Below are 13,809 nucleotides of genomic sequence, written 5' to 3' on the forward strand. Positions count from 1 at the left end.
GGCCTGACCCTGTCGGGCGCCGGCGGCGCAGGCGGGGGAGGCGTGGTTCGACTCACGGCCGTCGGATGAGCCGGCGGCTGAATCGACCCGAGCCTGTGGAGGTGCTGGAGCCCGAGGTCTGGGACGCACCCGACAGACTGAATGACACGGCCTGGCGCGCCCAGACCGGCTTTGACGGCCGGTGCGCGACCGAAATCTTCGACAAGGAGGATGAGGAATGACGAGATCGACGACGCCGGATCCGATCCGGCCCCAGAACGGAACCCTGGCCGAGGGACGCTGGCTGTGGCGCAGGCTGTACGCCTTCGCCGTCAGCGTCGGCCTGTGGCTGCTGTTGATGCGGACGGTGGCGCGGATGCCGGCCGAGATGCTGCCCAAGATGACCGATGGGCTGATGGGGCTGCTGGCCTTGATCCTGGTTCTGTATCTGGTTGCGCCCACGGCTGAGCAACTGGTGGCGCTCATCGCCAATGCGCGGGTGCGGTTGACGGGAGGCCGGCCATGAGCGGCCCGTTGTCCGTTCGCTCAAGGGCGCGATTGAAGGGGGTGCATCCCGCCCTGGTGGCTGTGGTCGAGGCGGCGGTCGCACGCAGCCCCGTTGATTTCATGATCACGGAGGGGCTGCGATCGCCTGAACGGCAGGCGGCTCTGGTCCAGGCCGGAGCCAGCCGGACCTTGAGGTCTCGCCATCTGAGCGGCCACGCCGTCGATGTGGCGGCCCTGGTCGACGGACAGGTCCGTTGGGACTGGCCGCTGTATGGACGCATCGCCTCGGCCTTCAAGGCGGCGGCTGTGGAGCTGAAGACCCCCATCGTCTGGGGCGGCGACTGGAAGAGCCTGCGCGACGGCCCGCATTTCGAACTGGACCGAAGGAGCTTCCCATGAGGGTCGTGTCCATCCTGAAGGCGCTGACGCCGCTCGGCTGGCTCGCCGTCGCGGGTGTCGTGGCGGGGTTGGCGGCGGCGCTTCTGGGTGGTCTCGGTTTCCGCTGGGACCCGCTGGGCCTGCAGCAGCGCCGGTTGGCGGCGGCCGAGGCGCGGGCCGCGTCCGGGGAACGTGACGCCCGGGCCCAGGCGGCGGCGCGTCGTCTTGAGAGCGAGGGGGCGGACGCACAGTTGCGTCGTCTCGATGATTTTCAACAGCAGCAGACGGCGGCGGCGCGCGCGACCGCGACCGCCGTCGCACAGGCCAGGAACGCCGATGACGCCGAAATCCCTCTGGAAAGCCGCCGCGCCGACCGTCTGCGCGCTCATGACCGCGAGCTGTGCGGGCTCGCTACCGACCTCGACGGTTGCGCCGGTGCGGCTCAGCCTGCCCGAGGCGGCGACGCGGCCGTGCGCCCTGGCGGTTTTGCCGGCTGAACCCACAGCCGCAGACCTGGACGCCGCCTATGTGCAGCGCGGCGCCCAGATCCTGGCCTGCGACGGGGCGAGGCGGTTGGCGGTCGAGACCCTGCTGGCGGAGCGGGCCATGCAGGACGCCCGGATCTCGGAGGCGGCGAAAGAGCGACCCTGACCGCAAAGCGGCAAAAACGACTCGGCAACTTCTGCCGCCATGCGACGGAAAATGCCGGGCCAGCGTGCGGCTGACTTTGAAAAATTCAACAAAATCAGCAGTTCATCTCGGTTTTCTCGCCGTGCCAGCCTGGCCCCGCCTTTGCTCTTAGGAGGGCGGAGCAAAATGCTCCCGAGGCCAAAACGGCGTCGTACATGCACAGAAGTGAAGAGGGCAGCCAAAATGGCGAGCATCAATACGAATTACGGCGCAGCAATTGCGCTCCAGAACCTGAACAAGACCAACGCTCAGCTGGAAATGACGCAAAATCGCGTCAACACCGGCATGAAGGTCTCCTCCGCCAAGGACAGCGGCGCGATCTACTCCATCGCGACCGGCCAGCGCGCCAACATGGGCGCCATGGAATCCGTGCGGGCGTCTCTGCAACGCGGCCAATCCATCGTCGACGTGGCCCTGGCCGCGGGCGACACCGTGACCGCCGCCCTGGAAGAGATGAAGGGGCTGGCTGTCAGCCTGGCCGCCTCCACCGGCGCAGCCCAGACCTCCTACTTGACCGAATTCCGTGCGCTGGGCGCTGAAATCACCTCGTCCCTGGCCGGCGCGACCTTCGACGGCGTCAATCTGTGGACCGGCGCGACCGCGACGAACCTGATCAAGGACGTCAGCGGCGGCACCACCGCCATCGGCTTCACGGTCGCCGGCGGCATGGCGGCGGACACCGACATCACCACCATCACCAGCCAGACCATCACCGCAGCAGCCGCGACGACGGCGGTCGTCGATGCGGCCATCACCAAAATCACCGGCGCCCTGTCGACGCTGGGCACCCAGTCCAAGTCGGTCGGCCGTCAGGTCACCTTCGTCAACAAGCTGCAGGACGCTACCGAGAACGGCATCGGCAACCTGGTTGACGCTGACCTGGCCAAGGAAAGCGCCAAGCTGACCGCCCTGCAAACCAAGCAACAGCTGGGCGTGCAGGCGCTGTCGATCGCCAACTCGGCCAGCCAGACGCTGCTGAGCCTCTTCCGGAACTAGGGCGGCCTTCAGGCGCGTCTCCTTCAGGGCGCGGTCGGTCGCCGTCCGCTCCACCTCTTTAGGCTCAGCTCGGCAAGATTTGCCGGAGCGCGGGCTGTAGTGGGCAAATATTGCCGGGCATCCAGGGAGGGTAAATCAATAGTAAACGCGACTTTTCAATAGGTTACGATGATATTTCGCCGTCGCCTCTGGCCCGGCAATTGCTTCTTACCCACCGAGCAAAAAGCTCCCTTCGCCAAAATGGCGTCGGATCTCACGAAGTGAAAGGAACGCCAAAATGGCGAGCATCAATACGAACTACGGCGCGTCTATCGCGCTGCAAAACCTGAACAAGACCAACTCGGAGCTGGAGCGGACGCAAAACCGCATCAACACCGGCATGAAGGTCTCTTCGGCCAAGGACAGCGGCGCGATCTTCTCGATCGCCACGGCTCAGCGCGCCACTGCTGCGTCCCAGGATGCGGTCCGCTCGGGTCTGCAACGCTCCCAGTCGATCACCGACGTGGCGCTGGCCGCCGGCGACACGATCACGACCGCGTTGGAAGAGATGAAGGGTCTGGCGGTCAGCATCCAGGCCTCGACGGCCGGTTCCAGCGCCGAGACCTCTTATCTGGCGGAATACAACGCTCTGAGCCTGGAAATCACCTCTGCGATCTCCGGCGCCTCGTTCGACGGCGTCAACAGCCTGACGACGCCTCTGGGCGTCGCCGGCGTGACTGACGTCAGCGGCGGTAGCAAGGCTCGCGCAGACGCCACAACCGCCAAGATCGATACCGCCATCTCCACCGTCACCGGCGCTCTATCGACGCTGGGCACCCAGTCCAAGTCGCTGGGGCGCCAGATCACCTTCGTGAACAAGTATCAGGACGCGCTTGAAGCCGGCGTGGGCAACCTGGTTGACGCTGACCTGGCCAAGGAAAGCGCCAAGCTGACCGCCCTGCAAACCAAGCAACAGCTGGGCGTGCAGGCGCTGTCGATCGCCAACTCGGCCAGTCAGACGCTGCTGAGCCTCTTCCGCTAAGGCCCGGAGGCCCGGTCGTCTCGACCGCCGGGCCATAGGTCTTGAACCCCGAGCAAAACGCTCCCGTCGCCAAAACGGCGATGGCCATCACGAAGTGAAGAAGGAACGCCAAAATGGCGAGCATCAATACGAACTACGGCGCAGCCATCGCGCTGCAAAACCTGAACAAGACCAGCTCGGAGCTGGAGCGGACGCAAAACCGCATCAACACCGGCATGAAGGTCTCTTCGGCCAAGGACAGTGGAGCGATCTTCTCGATCGCCACCGGACAGCGGGCCAACGCCTCCGCTCAGGATGCGGTCCGCAGTTCGATGCAGCGCGGTCAATCGATCGTCGATGTGGCCCTGGCCGCCGGCGACACCATCACTTCCGCTCTGGAAGAGATGAAAGGCCTCGCGGTCAGCATCGCCGGATCCACCGGCGCGGCAAAGACGTCTTACGAGGATGAGTTCAAGGCTCTGGGTGTGGAAATCAAGTCCGCTCTGGACGGCGCGAGCTTCGACGGCGTCAACCTGCTGACCACCGCCTCCGGCGCGACCACCACGGTCCGCACCGGCACGGGCGCGACCGACACCAAGGTTCTGGGTACGGCCGCCGCTCTCAGCGCCAATACCGACCTGGCCAAGTTTACGGCGGCGACGCCGGCTGTCGCCGACTTCACGACCGCCAACGTCGATCTGGTCGTTACGGCTGTCACCAGCGCCCTTTCGACCATGGGCACCCAGTCCAAGTCGCTGGGGCGCAGCATCAGCTTCACCAACAAGCTTCAGGACTCGATTGAAGCCGGCGTGGGCAACCTGGTTGACGCTGACCTGGCCAAGGAAAGCGCCAAGCTGACCGCCCTGCAAACCAAGCAACAGCTGGGCGTGCAGGCGCTGTCGATCGCCAACTCGGCCAGCCAGACGCTGCTGAGCCTCTTCCGCTAAGGCCCGGAGGCCCGGTCGTCTCGACGGCCGGGCCATAGGTCTTGAACCCCGAGCAAAACGCTCCCGTCGCCAAAATGACGACGGCCATCACGAAGTGAAGAAGGAACGCCAAAATGGCGAGCATCAATACGAACTACGGCGCAGCCATCGCGCTGCAGAACCTGAACAAGACCAGCTCGGAGCTGGAGCGGACGCAAAACCGCATCAACACCGGCATGAAGGTCTCTTCGGCCAAGGACAGCGGGGCGATCTTCTCGATCGCCACGTCGCAACGCGCCGCCGCCGCGTCCCAGGACGCGGTCCGCAGCTCGATCCAGCGTGGTCAATCCATCGTCGACGTGGCCCTGGCCGCTGGCGATACGATCACGAGCGCGCTGGAAGAACAGAAGGGCCTGGCGGTCAGCATCGCCGGATCCACCGGCGCCGCCCAGACTTCGTATCTGGCGGAATACAACGCCATCGGCACGGAAATCGCCAGCGCGCTGGCGGGCGCCACCTTCGACGGCGTCAATCTGTACAAGGCGAACGCAGCCGCCATCACCGTGCAGACGGGTCCTTCGACCTCCTACACGCTGAAGGCCATCGCGGGGGCGGACACCGCCGTGGCGACCACGACGGCGGCCGTGGCCGGCGACGCGGCCACTATCGTGGCCACGGTCGACTCGGCCATCACCGCCTTCACCAGCGTCCTGTCCGATTTCGGCACCAAGTCGAAGTCGCTGGGACGCAGCATCACCTTCGTCAACAAGCTTCAGGACGCTCTTGAAGCCGGCGTGGGCAACCTGGTGGACGCCGACCTGGCCAAGGAAAGCGCCAAGCTGACCGCCCTGCAAACCAAGCAACAGCTGGGCGTGCAGGCGCTGTCGATCGCCAACTCGGCCAGCCAGACGCTGCTGAGCCTCTTCCGCTAAGAATGATCGGTCGGGACGGCGCTCGCCGTCCCGACCCTTCGCTCTCGTTCAAACCTAGAAGGGCGCGGTCCATCCGCGCGAGGAGCCATGGTAGACAATGTCGCGAGCGTACCGCCGGTAAAGATTTTTGCTTCCGAAAACACCGACCTCGCAGCCTATTCGCCTCCAACCAAGCCGCAGTCGCCAAAGTCCGCAGTCGAGGAAAAGGGCGAGTCCAGCAACTACCGCCTGACCATCGAGACGGCTGAGAACGGCCGCTACATCTATACGATCAGCGACCCGGTTACGGGCCAGGTGGTGCTGAAACTGCCGCGAGAGGTGGTTCAGGATCTGGCCAAGGACCCGGACTACAAGGGCGGAAATCTGCTGAAGACCTCCATCTAGCGAGGTCTTTCAGTCAAGCGGACCCAACGTCGCCGGCTCGCCGGGCGGCGCAAACATGCTTTCTCCGCCGTTAACCATACGCTCACGACTCATGGTTAATCCTGCAGGGAACAGAACGTCCGGGGCTTGAAGCCATGACCACCAGCATCCACACCAATACCTCGGCGATGATCGCCCTGCAGAATCTGAACCGCACCAGCGACCAGCTGGCGTCGACGCAGAGCCGGGTGAATACGGGCCTGAAGGTCCAGGGCGCCAAGGATAACGCCGCCGTCTGGGCTGTCGCCCAGGGACAGCGCGCGGACAAGGGGTCTCTGGAAGCCGTCACGACCAGCCTGAACCGGGCGACCTCGATCGCCGATGTCTCCCTGGCCGCGGGCGAACAGATCTCGGACATTCTGCTGGAAATGAAGCAGAAGGCGACCGCTGCAGCCGATCCTAGCCAGAGCGCCGCGACGCGCGCCTCCTATGACCAGGAATTCCAGGCGCTGTTGAAGTCGGTGCAGTCCTTCGCCGACAACGCGATTTTCGACGGGGCCAATATTCTCGACGGCGCCGCCACGACCGACATGACGTTCCTGGCGAGTGCGGACGGCAATGAAACCATTGCGATGAAGCGTCAGAATCTGACGCTTGTCGGCCTGGGCCTGGCGGCCAACTCGTATGACTCGAACAAGGCGACTGCGGCGATCGACGCCTGGACCGACAATGCCGGCACGCCAGAAGACGAGACCCTGCTGAACGCCGCCCCTGATCTGCTCACCCAGGAAAAAGCCAAGTTCGCGCTGCAGCGGATCGACGACGCCATCACCGTGGCCAGTTCACGACTGTCCGAACTGGGGGCGCAGGCCAAGCAGATCGAACGCCACACCACCTATGTCGGCAAGCTTTCGGACTCGCTGGAAGCCGGCATCGGCAATCTGGTCGACGCCGACCTGGCCAAGGAAAGCGCCCGTCTCCAGGCCCTGCAGGTGCAGCAACAGCTCGGCGTCCAGGCCCTGTCGATCGCCAACCAGGCGCCGCAGATGATCCTGTCGCTGTTCAAGAACTGACGTCGCGGCTTAAGACTTCGTTATCGGGCTCGGCCGCACTGTAATCGCCGGAGCCATGTGAGATGATCAACAACAGCTATCTGCTGGGTCTCTACGGGATCACGACGGACACCGGGTCGCTGATCGGCTCAAACACGCCTGCAGCCAAGCCAAAGAAGACCCAGCCCACGGCGCCCTGGGCTTCGACCGCGTCGGCGACTGCGCCCAAGGCCAGCGAGCTGGTGCGGGCGGCCCTGGCGGGACGAAACATCATAAACGAAGGTTCGGTCGAACTGGACCTGTCGGGCGCGTCCAGCGACTATCGCAAGATGTTCGCCCTTTATCAGGGACTGAACAGCCTCAGCGCCCTGGCGGATCGGGCGAGCGTCAAGGGATTGACGGCTGCGGAAGCCGCACAGGTGTCGAAGCGCTTCAGCGAGGGATTGGCCGAGATGTCGGCCTATCTCAAGACCGCCGACTTCGAGGACGTCCGCCTGGTGCAGGGCGTGTCGCAGACCAAGGTCAAGACCAGCTATGCGCTGGAGCGGGCGCCGACGACCTTCACGACCGCACCGCTTCACCAGGGCGTCGCCACAAGCCCGGTCGCCGCGTTCGAAGGCGACGTCAAGTTCTCGATGACGGCCAAGACCGAGACCGGAAGCCAGACCGTCGCCATGGACCTGTCCGAGATGGGCTCCACCGAACGGTCGATGGTCAATGTCGTCAACTATATGAACGGCAAGCTGGAGGCGGCCGGCGTCGCGACGCGGGTCGGGACGCAATACATCCCCGCGGAGCCCAAGACGATCAAGTCCGGCGACAAGACCATCACCCTGCCGGCCGGGCCGGACCAATGGGCTCTGAAGGTCACGAGCGGCGCGGGCGAGAAGGTCAGTTTTGCGGCGGTCGATACGTCCGACGCCGTCTATGTGACCCAGGGCGTCGGCAAGGCCGGCGCGGGACAGATATTGAAGTTCCAGGCCGACGGCGGCGCTGCGCCCGCCGCGCAGCAGGGCGTAAACGATCCCTTCTGGGTCGAGGGCCGGGTCGGGCATACCGAGATGCCCGAGGGCGTCGAGGCGGTGCGAGCCAGCGCCGTGGCTCCGGACGGTTCGGTCTGGGTCGTGGCCGATCTGAAGGCCGGCGACGCAGCCCAGCCGATCAAGGGCACGCGCGACGTCGCCCTGATGAAGTATGATTCCGCCGGCAATCTGATGCAGACCAAGCTGTTGGGGGCGGCGTCCAGCGCGAACGGCTTCTCCATCGCCATCGACGACGATGGACGCGTGGCCCTGGCCGGTTCGGTCACAGGGGCGCTGGTGCCGGGCAAGAGCGGCGACAGCCCCACGACCGCCGATAGTTTCGTCACGCTTTTCGATGACTCCGGCAAGGAACTGTGGACCCAGCGCCGAGGCGCCAAGGCCGCCGACGAGGCGACGGAGGTCAGTTTCGGCGCGGACGGCGTGGTGTATGTGGCGGGACGGTCCAAATCGGCCATGTCGGGGACTGTGGCCCTGGGCGGATGGGATTCCTATCTGCAGACCTTCCAGGAAAAGCCCCTGACCGTGACCGGGCCGATCACCGGGGTGAACGCCTCCACCTTGCAGTTCGGCAGCGCCGGCGACGATTCCGTCCAGGCGATGACCGTGTCCGGTTCAGACCTCTATACGGCCGGGGTCGAGAACGGGAAGGCCATCGTGCGGCGCTTCACCCTCGATGCAGGGGGTGTGCCGACCTTGGCCTCGACCCGCGACCTAGGCTACGCCAGCGGTGAAATCGCGGGCGTATCGGTGGAAAACGGCAAGGTCGTCGTGACCGGCCATACCAATAACGCCGCGCTGGACATCGGCACGGTGACCAACGCCCACGCCGGCGGCAAGGACGTGTTCGTCGCCACCCTGTCGGCCGATCTTCAGGCTTCGGGCAGCGACCGGCTGACCTATTTCGGCGGGGCGGGCGACGACACCGCCGCCGATGTCGAAATCAAGAACGGCAAGGTCTGGATCACCGGCACGAACCGGGCCGAGGGCGCGACCAAGGACAGTCCGACCCAGGGCTATCTGGCGCGTATCGACCTGGCGACAGGCGCGGTGGAGCAGAACAAGACCTGGCGCGCCGCTGACGACCAGGCCAAGCCGACCAGTCTGAGCTTCGCCGCAGGCGGTTCCAGCGTGCTGGACCGGCTGGGGCTGCCGCAGGGCGAGATCATGCAGGCGGACTCCAAGCTGCTGACCGTCGGCACCGCCGCGCGGGTCGGGGATCAGTTCAGCATTTCGCCGGCAGGCGGCGGGCGGGCCGTCACCGTGACAATCGAGGCCAAGGACACGCTGGAGACCCTGGCCAAGAAGATCGTGAACGCCTCGGGCCGCCAGCTGGACGCCAAGGTGGTGACGGACCTGAAGGCCGTACCCGTCACCCAGCGGCTGCAGATATCCACGGCGGCGAACCGGGAAGGGGCTATCATTTCGTCGGGCGCCGTCGGCAAGGACGCCCTGGCGGCCCTGGGTCTGACCCCCGGCTTCGTCAGCCCCGTCAAGCCGGACAAGGATGCGCCAAAGACCTTCGGTCTGAATCTGTCGACCCTGTTGAACCTGAACGATCCGGCCTCGATCAAGGCGGCGAACGAGGGCATCGCCCAGGCGATGACGGCCGTCCGGTCCGCCTACAAGTCGCTGGCGCCCTCGACCGGGACGATCACCAACACCCAGACCGGAAAAGGTTCATCGACCGCCTACTACCAGACCCAACTCGCCAACTTCCAGGCCGCGCTGAGCCGCCTGTCGGTCTGATCGGCGTCATGCGCGCCTAGGCGGTTGACGCCCGGCGTGCGTTCCGGGTTATTGGGCGCTTCAGTTGCGAAAGCCCCTCATGGCCCTTCCGAACGACAATCGCGTCATCATCGCCATCGGCGCCGGTCTGGTGATCATCGCCGCCGTGGTGCTGGCGCTCATCTTCACCGGCGGCGGCGACAAGACGCCGGAAGCCCCGCCGGCCGCGAGGGGCGGTCTGACCGTCGACCTGGCCGACGCCCCGACGCTGGAGCCGACACGCGAGTTGCGCTGCTTCGTGGACGGCCAGTTCGTGGGCATGGCGACACTGGCCGTCTGCGCCCAACGCAACGGCCTGGCGACCGACGCCCTGGATGTCGGCATCGACGAGACGGGCGCCCTGGCGGCCGCCCCCACCGCCGCCTTCGCCCCGCCGCCGGAACTGCCGCCGGTCGAGATGGCCCAGGCCGATCCCCTGCCGAGCCCGGCTCCGGGCGCCGCCGCGCCCAGCAATCCGGCGCCCGCGCCGTCCGCCGGCGCCCAGTGCCTGCGTCACTCCGGTTCGGACTGGCGCGTCCTGTCCAGCGGCATGAGCCTGAACGCCTGCGTCCAGGCCCTGTACGCCGGCACCTGCGTGCGTCCGGGCGACGCCCAGTACGGCCGCTGGGGCGACACGACCCTTCGCCTCGTCCCGCGCCGGGTGGAACAGTCGGGCGACAACAGCCGTTTCCGCACTCTGGCGGAGCAGGACCGCAACTGCCAATTCCCGGGTCTGAACTGATGCGCGTGCTCGCCCTTTCCATCATCGCCGCCGCCGCCGTCCTGGCGGCGTGCAGCAACCAGCCGAAGTTCGAGTTCGAGCCCGGCGTCTGCTATTTCGTCGCCACCCCGGACGGTCAGCCGCCGCGCCTGCAGAAGATGGGCGAGAACGTCGCCCAGATCGAACTGTGCGCCGGCCAGCTGGAAGAAATGCGTCTGCGCTTCCTGCGCATGGGCGGCTCGAATCAGGAGGTCGCGGGGGCCTATCAGGGCCGCTTCATCTTCGTGGACCGCGAGGGCGTGAAGTTCGGCAAGACCCTGACGGGCAGCCGTTTCTTCGCCATGGCCCGCACCGGCGACGGCCGTCTGGCCATTCCCGGCGCCATCCAGCGCGACGAGACGGGGCGCCCGATCGCGATCGCCGCGCCGCAGCCCGAGACCAAGTAGGGCCCGGGCTGTCGTAGAAGAGACTTGCGTGACGTGAACAAAGGTGGAACATTTCGTTAATCCACCGGTTTGGCGGGTCTGATGTCGAATGCGGCTGGCGGTGATCGGCGGCGGCTCTAAGACATCCGGCTGAATTACGGAGTGGGCGAGGGACTCGCCGCTCCCTACGAGAAGGAAGTTTCCATGGCGGGCAGCGTCAACAAGGTCATTCTGGTCGGCAATCTGGGCCGCGATCCCGAAATCCGGTCGATGCCGAACGGCGACCGCATCGCCAACCTGTCGATCGCCACCTCGGAAACCTGGCGCGACAAGTCCTCGGGCGAGCGCAAGGAAAAGACCGAGTGGCACCGGGTCGTCATCTTCAACGACAACATCGTCAAGGTGGTCGAGAACTATGTGAAGAAGGGCTCGACCGTCTATATCGAGGGCGCGCTCCAGACTCGCAAATGGACCGATCAGCAGGGCGTCGAGAAATATTCGACCGAGATCGTGGTCAGCCGCTTCAAGGGTGAACTGACCATGCTGGGCGGCCGTTCGGAAGGCGGCTCGCAAGGCGGCGGTTACGGCGGCGGGGAGGGTGGTGGTCGCGGTGACGACGACTACTCCTCGGGCTTCTCCACCGGCGGCGCCAACAAGCCGAGCGGCCCGAAGGAAAGCTACGACCTGAACGACGACATTCCGTTCTAAGGTCGATCCGAACCAACCATGGGGCGGGGGCCTTACAGCTATCGTGAGGATCCCGCCGTCCCGGCCTTCCCGGACGACCGACCCCTGGTCCTGTTCGACGGCGACTGCGCCCTGTGCTCCGGCTCGGCGCGCAAGATCCTGAAGGCCGACCGGGTCGGGCTGTTCCGGCTGGCCCCGACGCAGTCGCCGTTGGGGCAGGCGCTGTTGACGCATTACGGCGTCAGCCCCGACGACCCCGCCACCATGCTGCTGATGCAGGATGGCGTGGCGCGCGAACGCTCCGACGCCGTCCTGGCCATCGCCGCCCAGCTGCCTGCACCCTATCGGTGGGCGATCATCGGTCGGATCGCGCCACGGTTCATTCGCGACCGCCTGTATGACTTCGTGGCGCGTCGCCGTCGCCGGTTTCCCGGTTCGACCTGGTGCGCCCTTCCTCCAGCGGGCGTCGATCTGAAGGATAGAGTGCTGGGATGAGCGGTCGCGTGCTGGTGCTGGGCGCCAACGGCTTCATCGGCTCGCACGTAGCGGCCGCCCTGTCCGCAGAGGGCTGGCGCGTGCGGGCCGGGGCGCGGCGCGTCGCCGAGCCGTCCCGACGCGCCCCGAGCTTCGACTGGGTCGCGGCCGACTTTTCAAAACTGACGACGGCCCAGGCCTGGGCGCCCCTTCTGGACGGAGTTTCGGCCGTGGTGAACTGCGTCGGCGTCTTGCAGGACGGCGGCGGCGACAGCACACGCGCCGCGCACGTCGACGGTCCCCGCGCCCTGATCGCGGCCTGCGAGGCGGCGGGCGTCCGGCGTCTGGTGCATATCTCCGCCGTCGGCGCCGATGAAGCGGCGGGCACCGACTACGCCCGCACCAAGGCGCAGACCGAACGGCTGGTCGCTGACAGCTCGCTCGACTGGCTGATCCTGCGGCCGTCGCTGGTGGTGGACCGGGCGGCCTTCGGCGGCACGGGTCTGATCCGCGCACTGGCGGCCTTTCCTCTGTTCAGCCCCGTCGTGGGGGGCGATCAGACCTTCCGTCCGATCCCGCTGGGCGATCTGTGCGCCGCCATCGTCGCGGCCTTGAAAGCGGGCGCCCCGTCGCGTCAGTCGCTGGACATGCCGGGGCCGGAGGCGGTGACCATGGTCGAGACGGTGCGCCTTTATCGAGGCTGGCTCGGTTTGAAGCCTGCGCCGGTCCTGCCTGTGCCCCGCGCCTTGGCTGCGCCGGCCCTGGCCGTCGGCGACGTGCTGGGTCGGCTGGGTTGGTCCTCGCCGATCCGCACGACCGCGATCAAACAGATGGACTACGACGTCTCCGGCCACGACAGCGGCTGGGCCGAGCGTTTGGGCGTGTCTTCGCGCGGCTTTACGCGTTTCCTGGCCGAGACCCCGGCTTCGGTCCAGGACGTCTGGCACGCGCGGCTGTGGTTCGTCCGCCCGATCTCCATCCTGACCCTGGGCCTGTTCTGGCTGATCACGGGCCTGATCAGCTTCGGGCCGGGCTGGAACGGCGCCGTCGCCATTCTGCACGAGGGCGGCTACGGCCGCTGGGCCGGGCCGGTCGCCGGGTGGGGCGCCTTGCTGGACGTGGTTCTTGGGCTTGCCCTGTTCGTGCGGCCCTGGACGGCGCGGGTGGCGATCTTCATGTGTCTGGCGACCATCGGCTATCTGATCGCGGGCACGCTCAGCCTGCCGCACTACTGGATCGATCCGCTGGGGCCGTGGCTGAAGGTCCTGCCGATGATGGCGCTGTGCCTGTTCGTGGCCGCAACGGACGCCCGCCGATGAGTCTCTATTTCGCGTTGAAAATCATCCACATCCTGTCCGGCGCCGTCCTGTTCGGCACAGGGGCGGGCATCGCCTTCTTCATGCTGCGCGCCCACGCAACCAAGGACGCAAAGACGGTGGCCGAGGTCGGCCGCATCGTGGTCCTGGCCGATTTCGTCTTCACCACCAGCGCCGTGGTGGTCCAGCCGATCAGCGGCCTGGGCCTGATCCATCTGCAGGGCTGGTCCCTGACCAGTCCCTGGCTGCTGGCGGCCTATGGGCTTTATGTCTTCGTCGGCGTCTGCTGGCTGCCGGTCGTCTGGATCCAGTACCGGATGATGAAGCTGGCCGAGCAGGCGGCAGGGCAGGGGGCGGCGTTGCCGACCGCCTATCATCGTCTGTTTCGCTGGTGGTTCGGCCTGGGCTGGCCGGCGTTTGCGGGCGTCCTGGCCATCTACTGGCTGATGGTCGCCAAGCCTGAATTTTAAGCCGGAAACCTAAGCTCATTCAAAGTGAGCCGACGCGAGGCCTGCGCCGTGCGATAGACGGGTCATGACCGCCGCCACCCCCGCCC

At 66.3% G+C, this 13,809-nt stretch carries 18 protein-coding genes; all 18 read left to right on the forward strand.

Annotation, left to right across the window (positions count from 1 at the left end):
- Positions 1 to 65: 65 nt before the first annotated feature.
- The 18 genes from ER13_RS18470 to ER13_RS11855 all read left to right on the forward strand — a co-directional run bounded on the left by ER13_RS18470 (position 66) and on the right by ER13_RS11855 (position 13,723).
- Positions 66 to 221: a hypothetical protein gene (locus tag ER13_RS18470; protein WP_154726910.1), complete on the forward strand. Its 156-nt coding sequence runs from the start codon at positions 66 to 68 to the stop codon at positions 219 to 221.
- Complete coding sequence (locus ER13_RS11780; RefSeq protein ID WP_008258731.1) at positions 218 to 505, forward strand: hypothetical protein; 288 nt, start codon at positions 218 to 220, stop codon at positions 503 to 505. The genes ER13_RS18470 and ER13_RS11780 overlap by 4 nt, the downstream gene beginning before the upstream one ends.
- Positions 502 to 885 (forward strand): M15 family metallopeptidase, encoded by a 384-nt coding sequence (locus ER13_RS11785; protein WP_035309479.1) that lies wholly within the window; start codon positions 502 to 504, stop codon positions 883 to 885. Before ER13_RS11780 ends, ER13_RS11785 begins: the two co-directional genes overlap by 4 nt.
- Positions 882 to 1,361 carry a hypothetical protein gene (locus ER13_RS11790; protein WP_035309481.1) on the forward strand — a complete coding sequence of 160 codons (480 nt, stop codon included), beginning with the start codon at positions 882 to 884 and terminating at the stop codon, positions 1,359 to 1,361. The genes ER13_RS11785 and ER13_RS11790 overlap by 4 nt, the downstream gene beginning before the upstream one ends.
- On the forward strand, positions 1,351 to 1,515 hold the full coding sequence (locus tag ER13_RS17740) for a hypothetical protein (protein WP_008259209.1): 165 nt from the start codon (positions 1,351 to 1,353) through the stop codon (positions 1,513 to 1,515). The genes ER13_RS11790 and ER13_RS17740 overlap by 11 nt, the downstream gene beginning before the upstream one ends.
- A 222-nt stretch (positions 1,516 to 1,737) precedes the next feature.
- A complete protein-coding gene (locus tag ER13_RS11795) occupies positions 1,738 to 2,550 on the forward strand; it encodes a flagellin (protein WP_035309483.1) in 813 nt (270 codons plus the stop codon).
- A 277-nt stretch (positions 2,551 to 2,827) separates the two neighbouring features.
- The gene (locus ER13_RS11800) at positions 2,828 to 3,571 is read left to right on the forward strand and encodes a flagellin (RefSeq protein ID WP_008264382.1); all 744 of its coding nucleotides are present in this window, start codon (positions 2,828 to 2,830) and stop codon (positions 3,569 to 3,571) included.
- A 113-nt stretch (positions 3,572 to 3,684) separates the two neighbouring features.
- A complete protein-coding gene (locus ER13_RS11805; RefSeq protein ID WP_035309485.1) occupies positions 3,685 to 4,497 on the forward strand; it encodes a flagellin in 813 nt (270 codons plus the stop codon).
- Between the two features lie 113 nt (positions 4,498 to 4,610).
- Positions 4,611 to 5,408: a flagellin gene (locus ER13_RS11810; protein WP_035309488.1), complete on the forward strand. Its 798-nt coding sequence runs from the start codon at positions 4,611 to 4,613 to the stop codon at positions 5,406 to 5,408.
- 87 nt (positions 5,409 to 5,495) lie between these two features.
- Positions 5,496 to 5,792 (forward strand): hypothetical protein, encoded by a 297-nt coding sequence (locus ER13_RS11815; RefSeq protein WP_035309490.1) that lies wholly within the window; start codon positions 5,496 to 5,498, stop codon positions 5,790 to 5,792.
- A 134-nt stretch (positions 5,793 to 5,926) separates the two neighbouring features.
- Positions 5,927 to 6,844 carry a flagellin gene (locus ER13_RS11820; RefSeq protein ID WP_008263660.1) on the forward strand — a complete coding sequence of 306 codons (918 nt, stop codon included), beginning with the start codon at positions 5,927 to 5,929 and terminating at the stop codon, positions 6,842 to 6,844.
- Between the two features lie 62 nt (positions 6,845 to 6,906).
- Positions 6,907 to 9,612 carry a regulatory protein FlaEY gene (locus ER13_RS11825; RefSeq protein ID WP_035309491.1) on the forward strand — a complete coding sequence of 902 codons (2,706 nt, stop codon included), beginning with the start codon at positions 6,907 to 6,909 and terminating at the stop codon, positions 9,610 to 9,612.
- 79 nt (positions 9,613 to 9,691) lie between these two features.
- Entirely contained in the window at positions 9,692 to 10,372 is a 681-nt protein-coding gene (locus ER13_RS11830) for a hypothetical protein (protein ID WP_008262702.1), read from the forward strand.
- Positions 10,372 to 10,797, forward strand: a complete 426-nt coding sequence (locus ER13_RS11835) for a hypothetical protein (protein ID WP_035309493.1) — start codon at positions 10,372 to 10,374, stop codon at positions 10,795 to 10,797. Before ER13_RS11830 ends, ER13_RS11835 begins: the two co-directional genes overlap by 1 nt.
- A 183-nt stretch (positions 10,798 to 10,980) precedes the next feature.
- A complete protein-coding gene (gene ssb / locus ER13_RS11840; protein ID WP_035309495.1) occupies positions 10,981 to 11,484 on the forward strand; it encodes a single-stranded DNA-binding protein in 504 nt (167 codons plus the stop codon).
- Between the two features lie 18 nt (positions 11,485 to 11,502).
- Positions 11,503 to 11,958: a thiol-disulfide oxidoreductase DCC family protein gene (locus ER13_RS11845; protein ID WP_035309497.1), complete on the forward strand. Its 456-nt coding sequence runs from the start codon at positions 11,503 to 11,505 to the stop codon at positions 11,956 to 11,958.
- Positions 11,955 to 13,256 (forward strand): SDR family oxidoreductase, encoded by a 1,302-nt coding sequence (locus ER13_RS11850; protein WP_035309499.1) that lies wholly within the window; start codon positions 11,955 to 11,957, stop codon positions 13,254 to 13,256. The genes ER13_RS11845 and ER13_RS11850 overlap by 4 nt, the downstream gene beginning before the upstream one ends.
- Entirely contained in the window at positions 13,253 to 13,723 is a 471-nt protein-coding gene (locus ER13_RS11855) for a DUF2269 domain-containing protein (RefSeq protein ID WP_035309501.1), read from the forward strand. The genes ER13_RS11850 and ER13_RS11855 overlap by 4 nt, the downstream gene beginning before the upstream one ends.
- Positions 13,724 to 13,809: the final 86 nt, after the last annotated feature.

The organism is Brevundimonas sp. EAKA (assembly GCF_000698025.1).
GTDB classification, from domain to species: domain Bacteria; phylum Pseudomonadota; class Alphaproteobacteria; order Caulobacterales; family Caulobacteraceae; genus Brevundimonas; species Brevundimonas mediterranea_A.

Excerpts from the sequence above, each read along its gene's own strand:
- ER13_RS18470 (WP_154726910.1), top strand. The coding sequence starts at position 66 with ATGAGCCGGCGGCTGAATCGACCCGAGCCTGTGGAGGTGCTGGAGCCC.
- ER13_RS11780 (WP_008258731.1), top strand. The coding sequence starts at position 218 with ATGACGAGATCGACGACGCCGGATCCGATCCGGCCCCAGAACGGAACC.
- ER13_RS11785 (WP_035309479.1), top strand. The coding sequence starts at position 502 with ATGAGCGGCCCGTTGTCCGTTCGCTCAAGGGCGCGATTGAAGGGGGTG.
- ER13_RS11790 (WP_035309481.1), top strand. The coding sequence starts at position 882 with ATGAGGGTCGTGTCCATCCTGAAGGCGCTGACGCCGCTCGGCTGGCTC.
- ER13_RS11795 (WP_035309483.1), top strand. The coding sequence starts at position 1,738 with ATGGCGAGCATCAATACGAATTACGGCGCAGCAATTGCGCTCCAGAAC.
- ER13_RS11800 (WP_008264382.1), top strand. The coding sequence starts at position 2,828 with ATGGCGAGCATCAATACGAACTACGGCGCGTCTATCGCGCTGCAAAAC.
- ER13_RS11805 (WP_035309485.1), top strand. The coding sequence starts at position 3,685 with ATGGCGAGCATCAATACGAACTACGGCGCAGCCATCGCGCTGCAAAAC.
- ER13_RS11810 (WP_035309488.1), top strand. The coding sequence starts at position 4,611 with ATGGCGAGCATCAATACGAACTACGGCGCAGCCATCGCGCTGCAGAAC.
- ER13_RS11815 (WP_035309490.1), top strand. The coding sequence starts at position 5,496 with ATGGTAGACAATGTCGCGAGCGTACCGCCGGTAAAGATTTTTGCTTCC.
- ER13_RS11820 (WP_008263660.1), top strand. The coding sequence starts at position 5,927 with ATGACCACCAGCATCCACACCAATACCTCGGCGATGATCGCCCTGCAG.
- ER13_RS11825 (WP_035309491.1), top strand. The coding sequence starts at position 6,907 with ATGATCAACAACAGCTATCTGCTGGGTCTCTACGGGATCACGACGGAC.
- ER13_RS11830 (WP_008262702.1), top strand. The coding sequence starts at position 9,692 with ATGGCCCTTCCGAACGACAATCGCGTCATCATCGCCATCGGCGCCGGT.
- ER13_RS11835 (WP_035309493.1), top strand. The coding sequence starts at position 10,372 with ATGCGCGTGCTCGCCCTTTCCATCATCGCCGCCGCCGCCGTCCTGGCG.
- ssb (WP_035309495.1), top strand. The coding sequence starts at position 10,981 with ATGGCGGGCAGCGTCAACAAGGTCATTCTGGTCGGCAATCTGGGCCGC.
- ER13_RS11845 (WP_035309497.1), top strand. The coding sequence starts at position 11,503 with ATGGGGCGGGGGCCTTACAGCTATCGTGAGGATCCCGCCGTCCCGGCC.
- ER13_RS11850 (WP_035309499.1), top strand. The coding sequence starts at position 11,955 with ATGAGCGGTCGCGTGCTGGTGCTGGGCGCCAACGGCTTCATCGGCTCG.
- ER13_RS11855 (WP_035309501.1), top strand. The coding sequence starts at position 13,253 with ATGAGTCTCTATTTCGCGTTGAAAATCATCCACATCCTGTCCGGCGCC.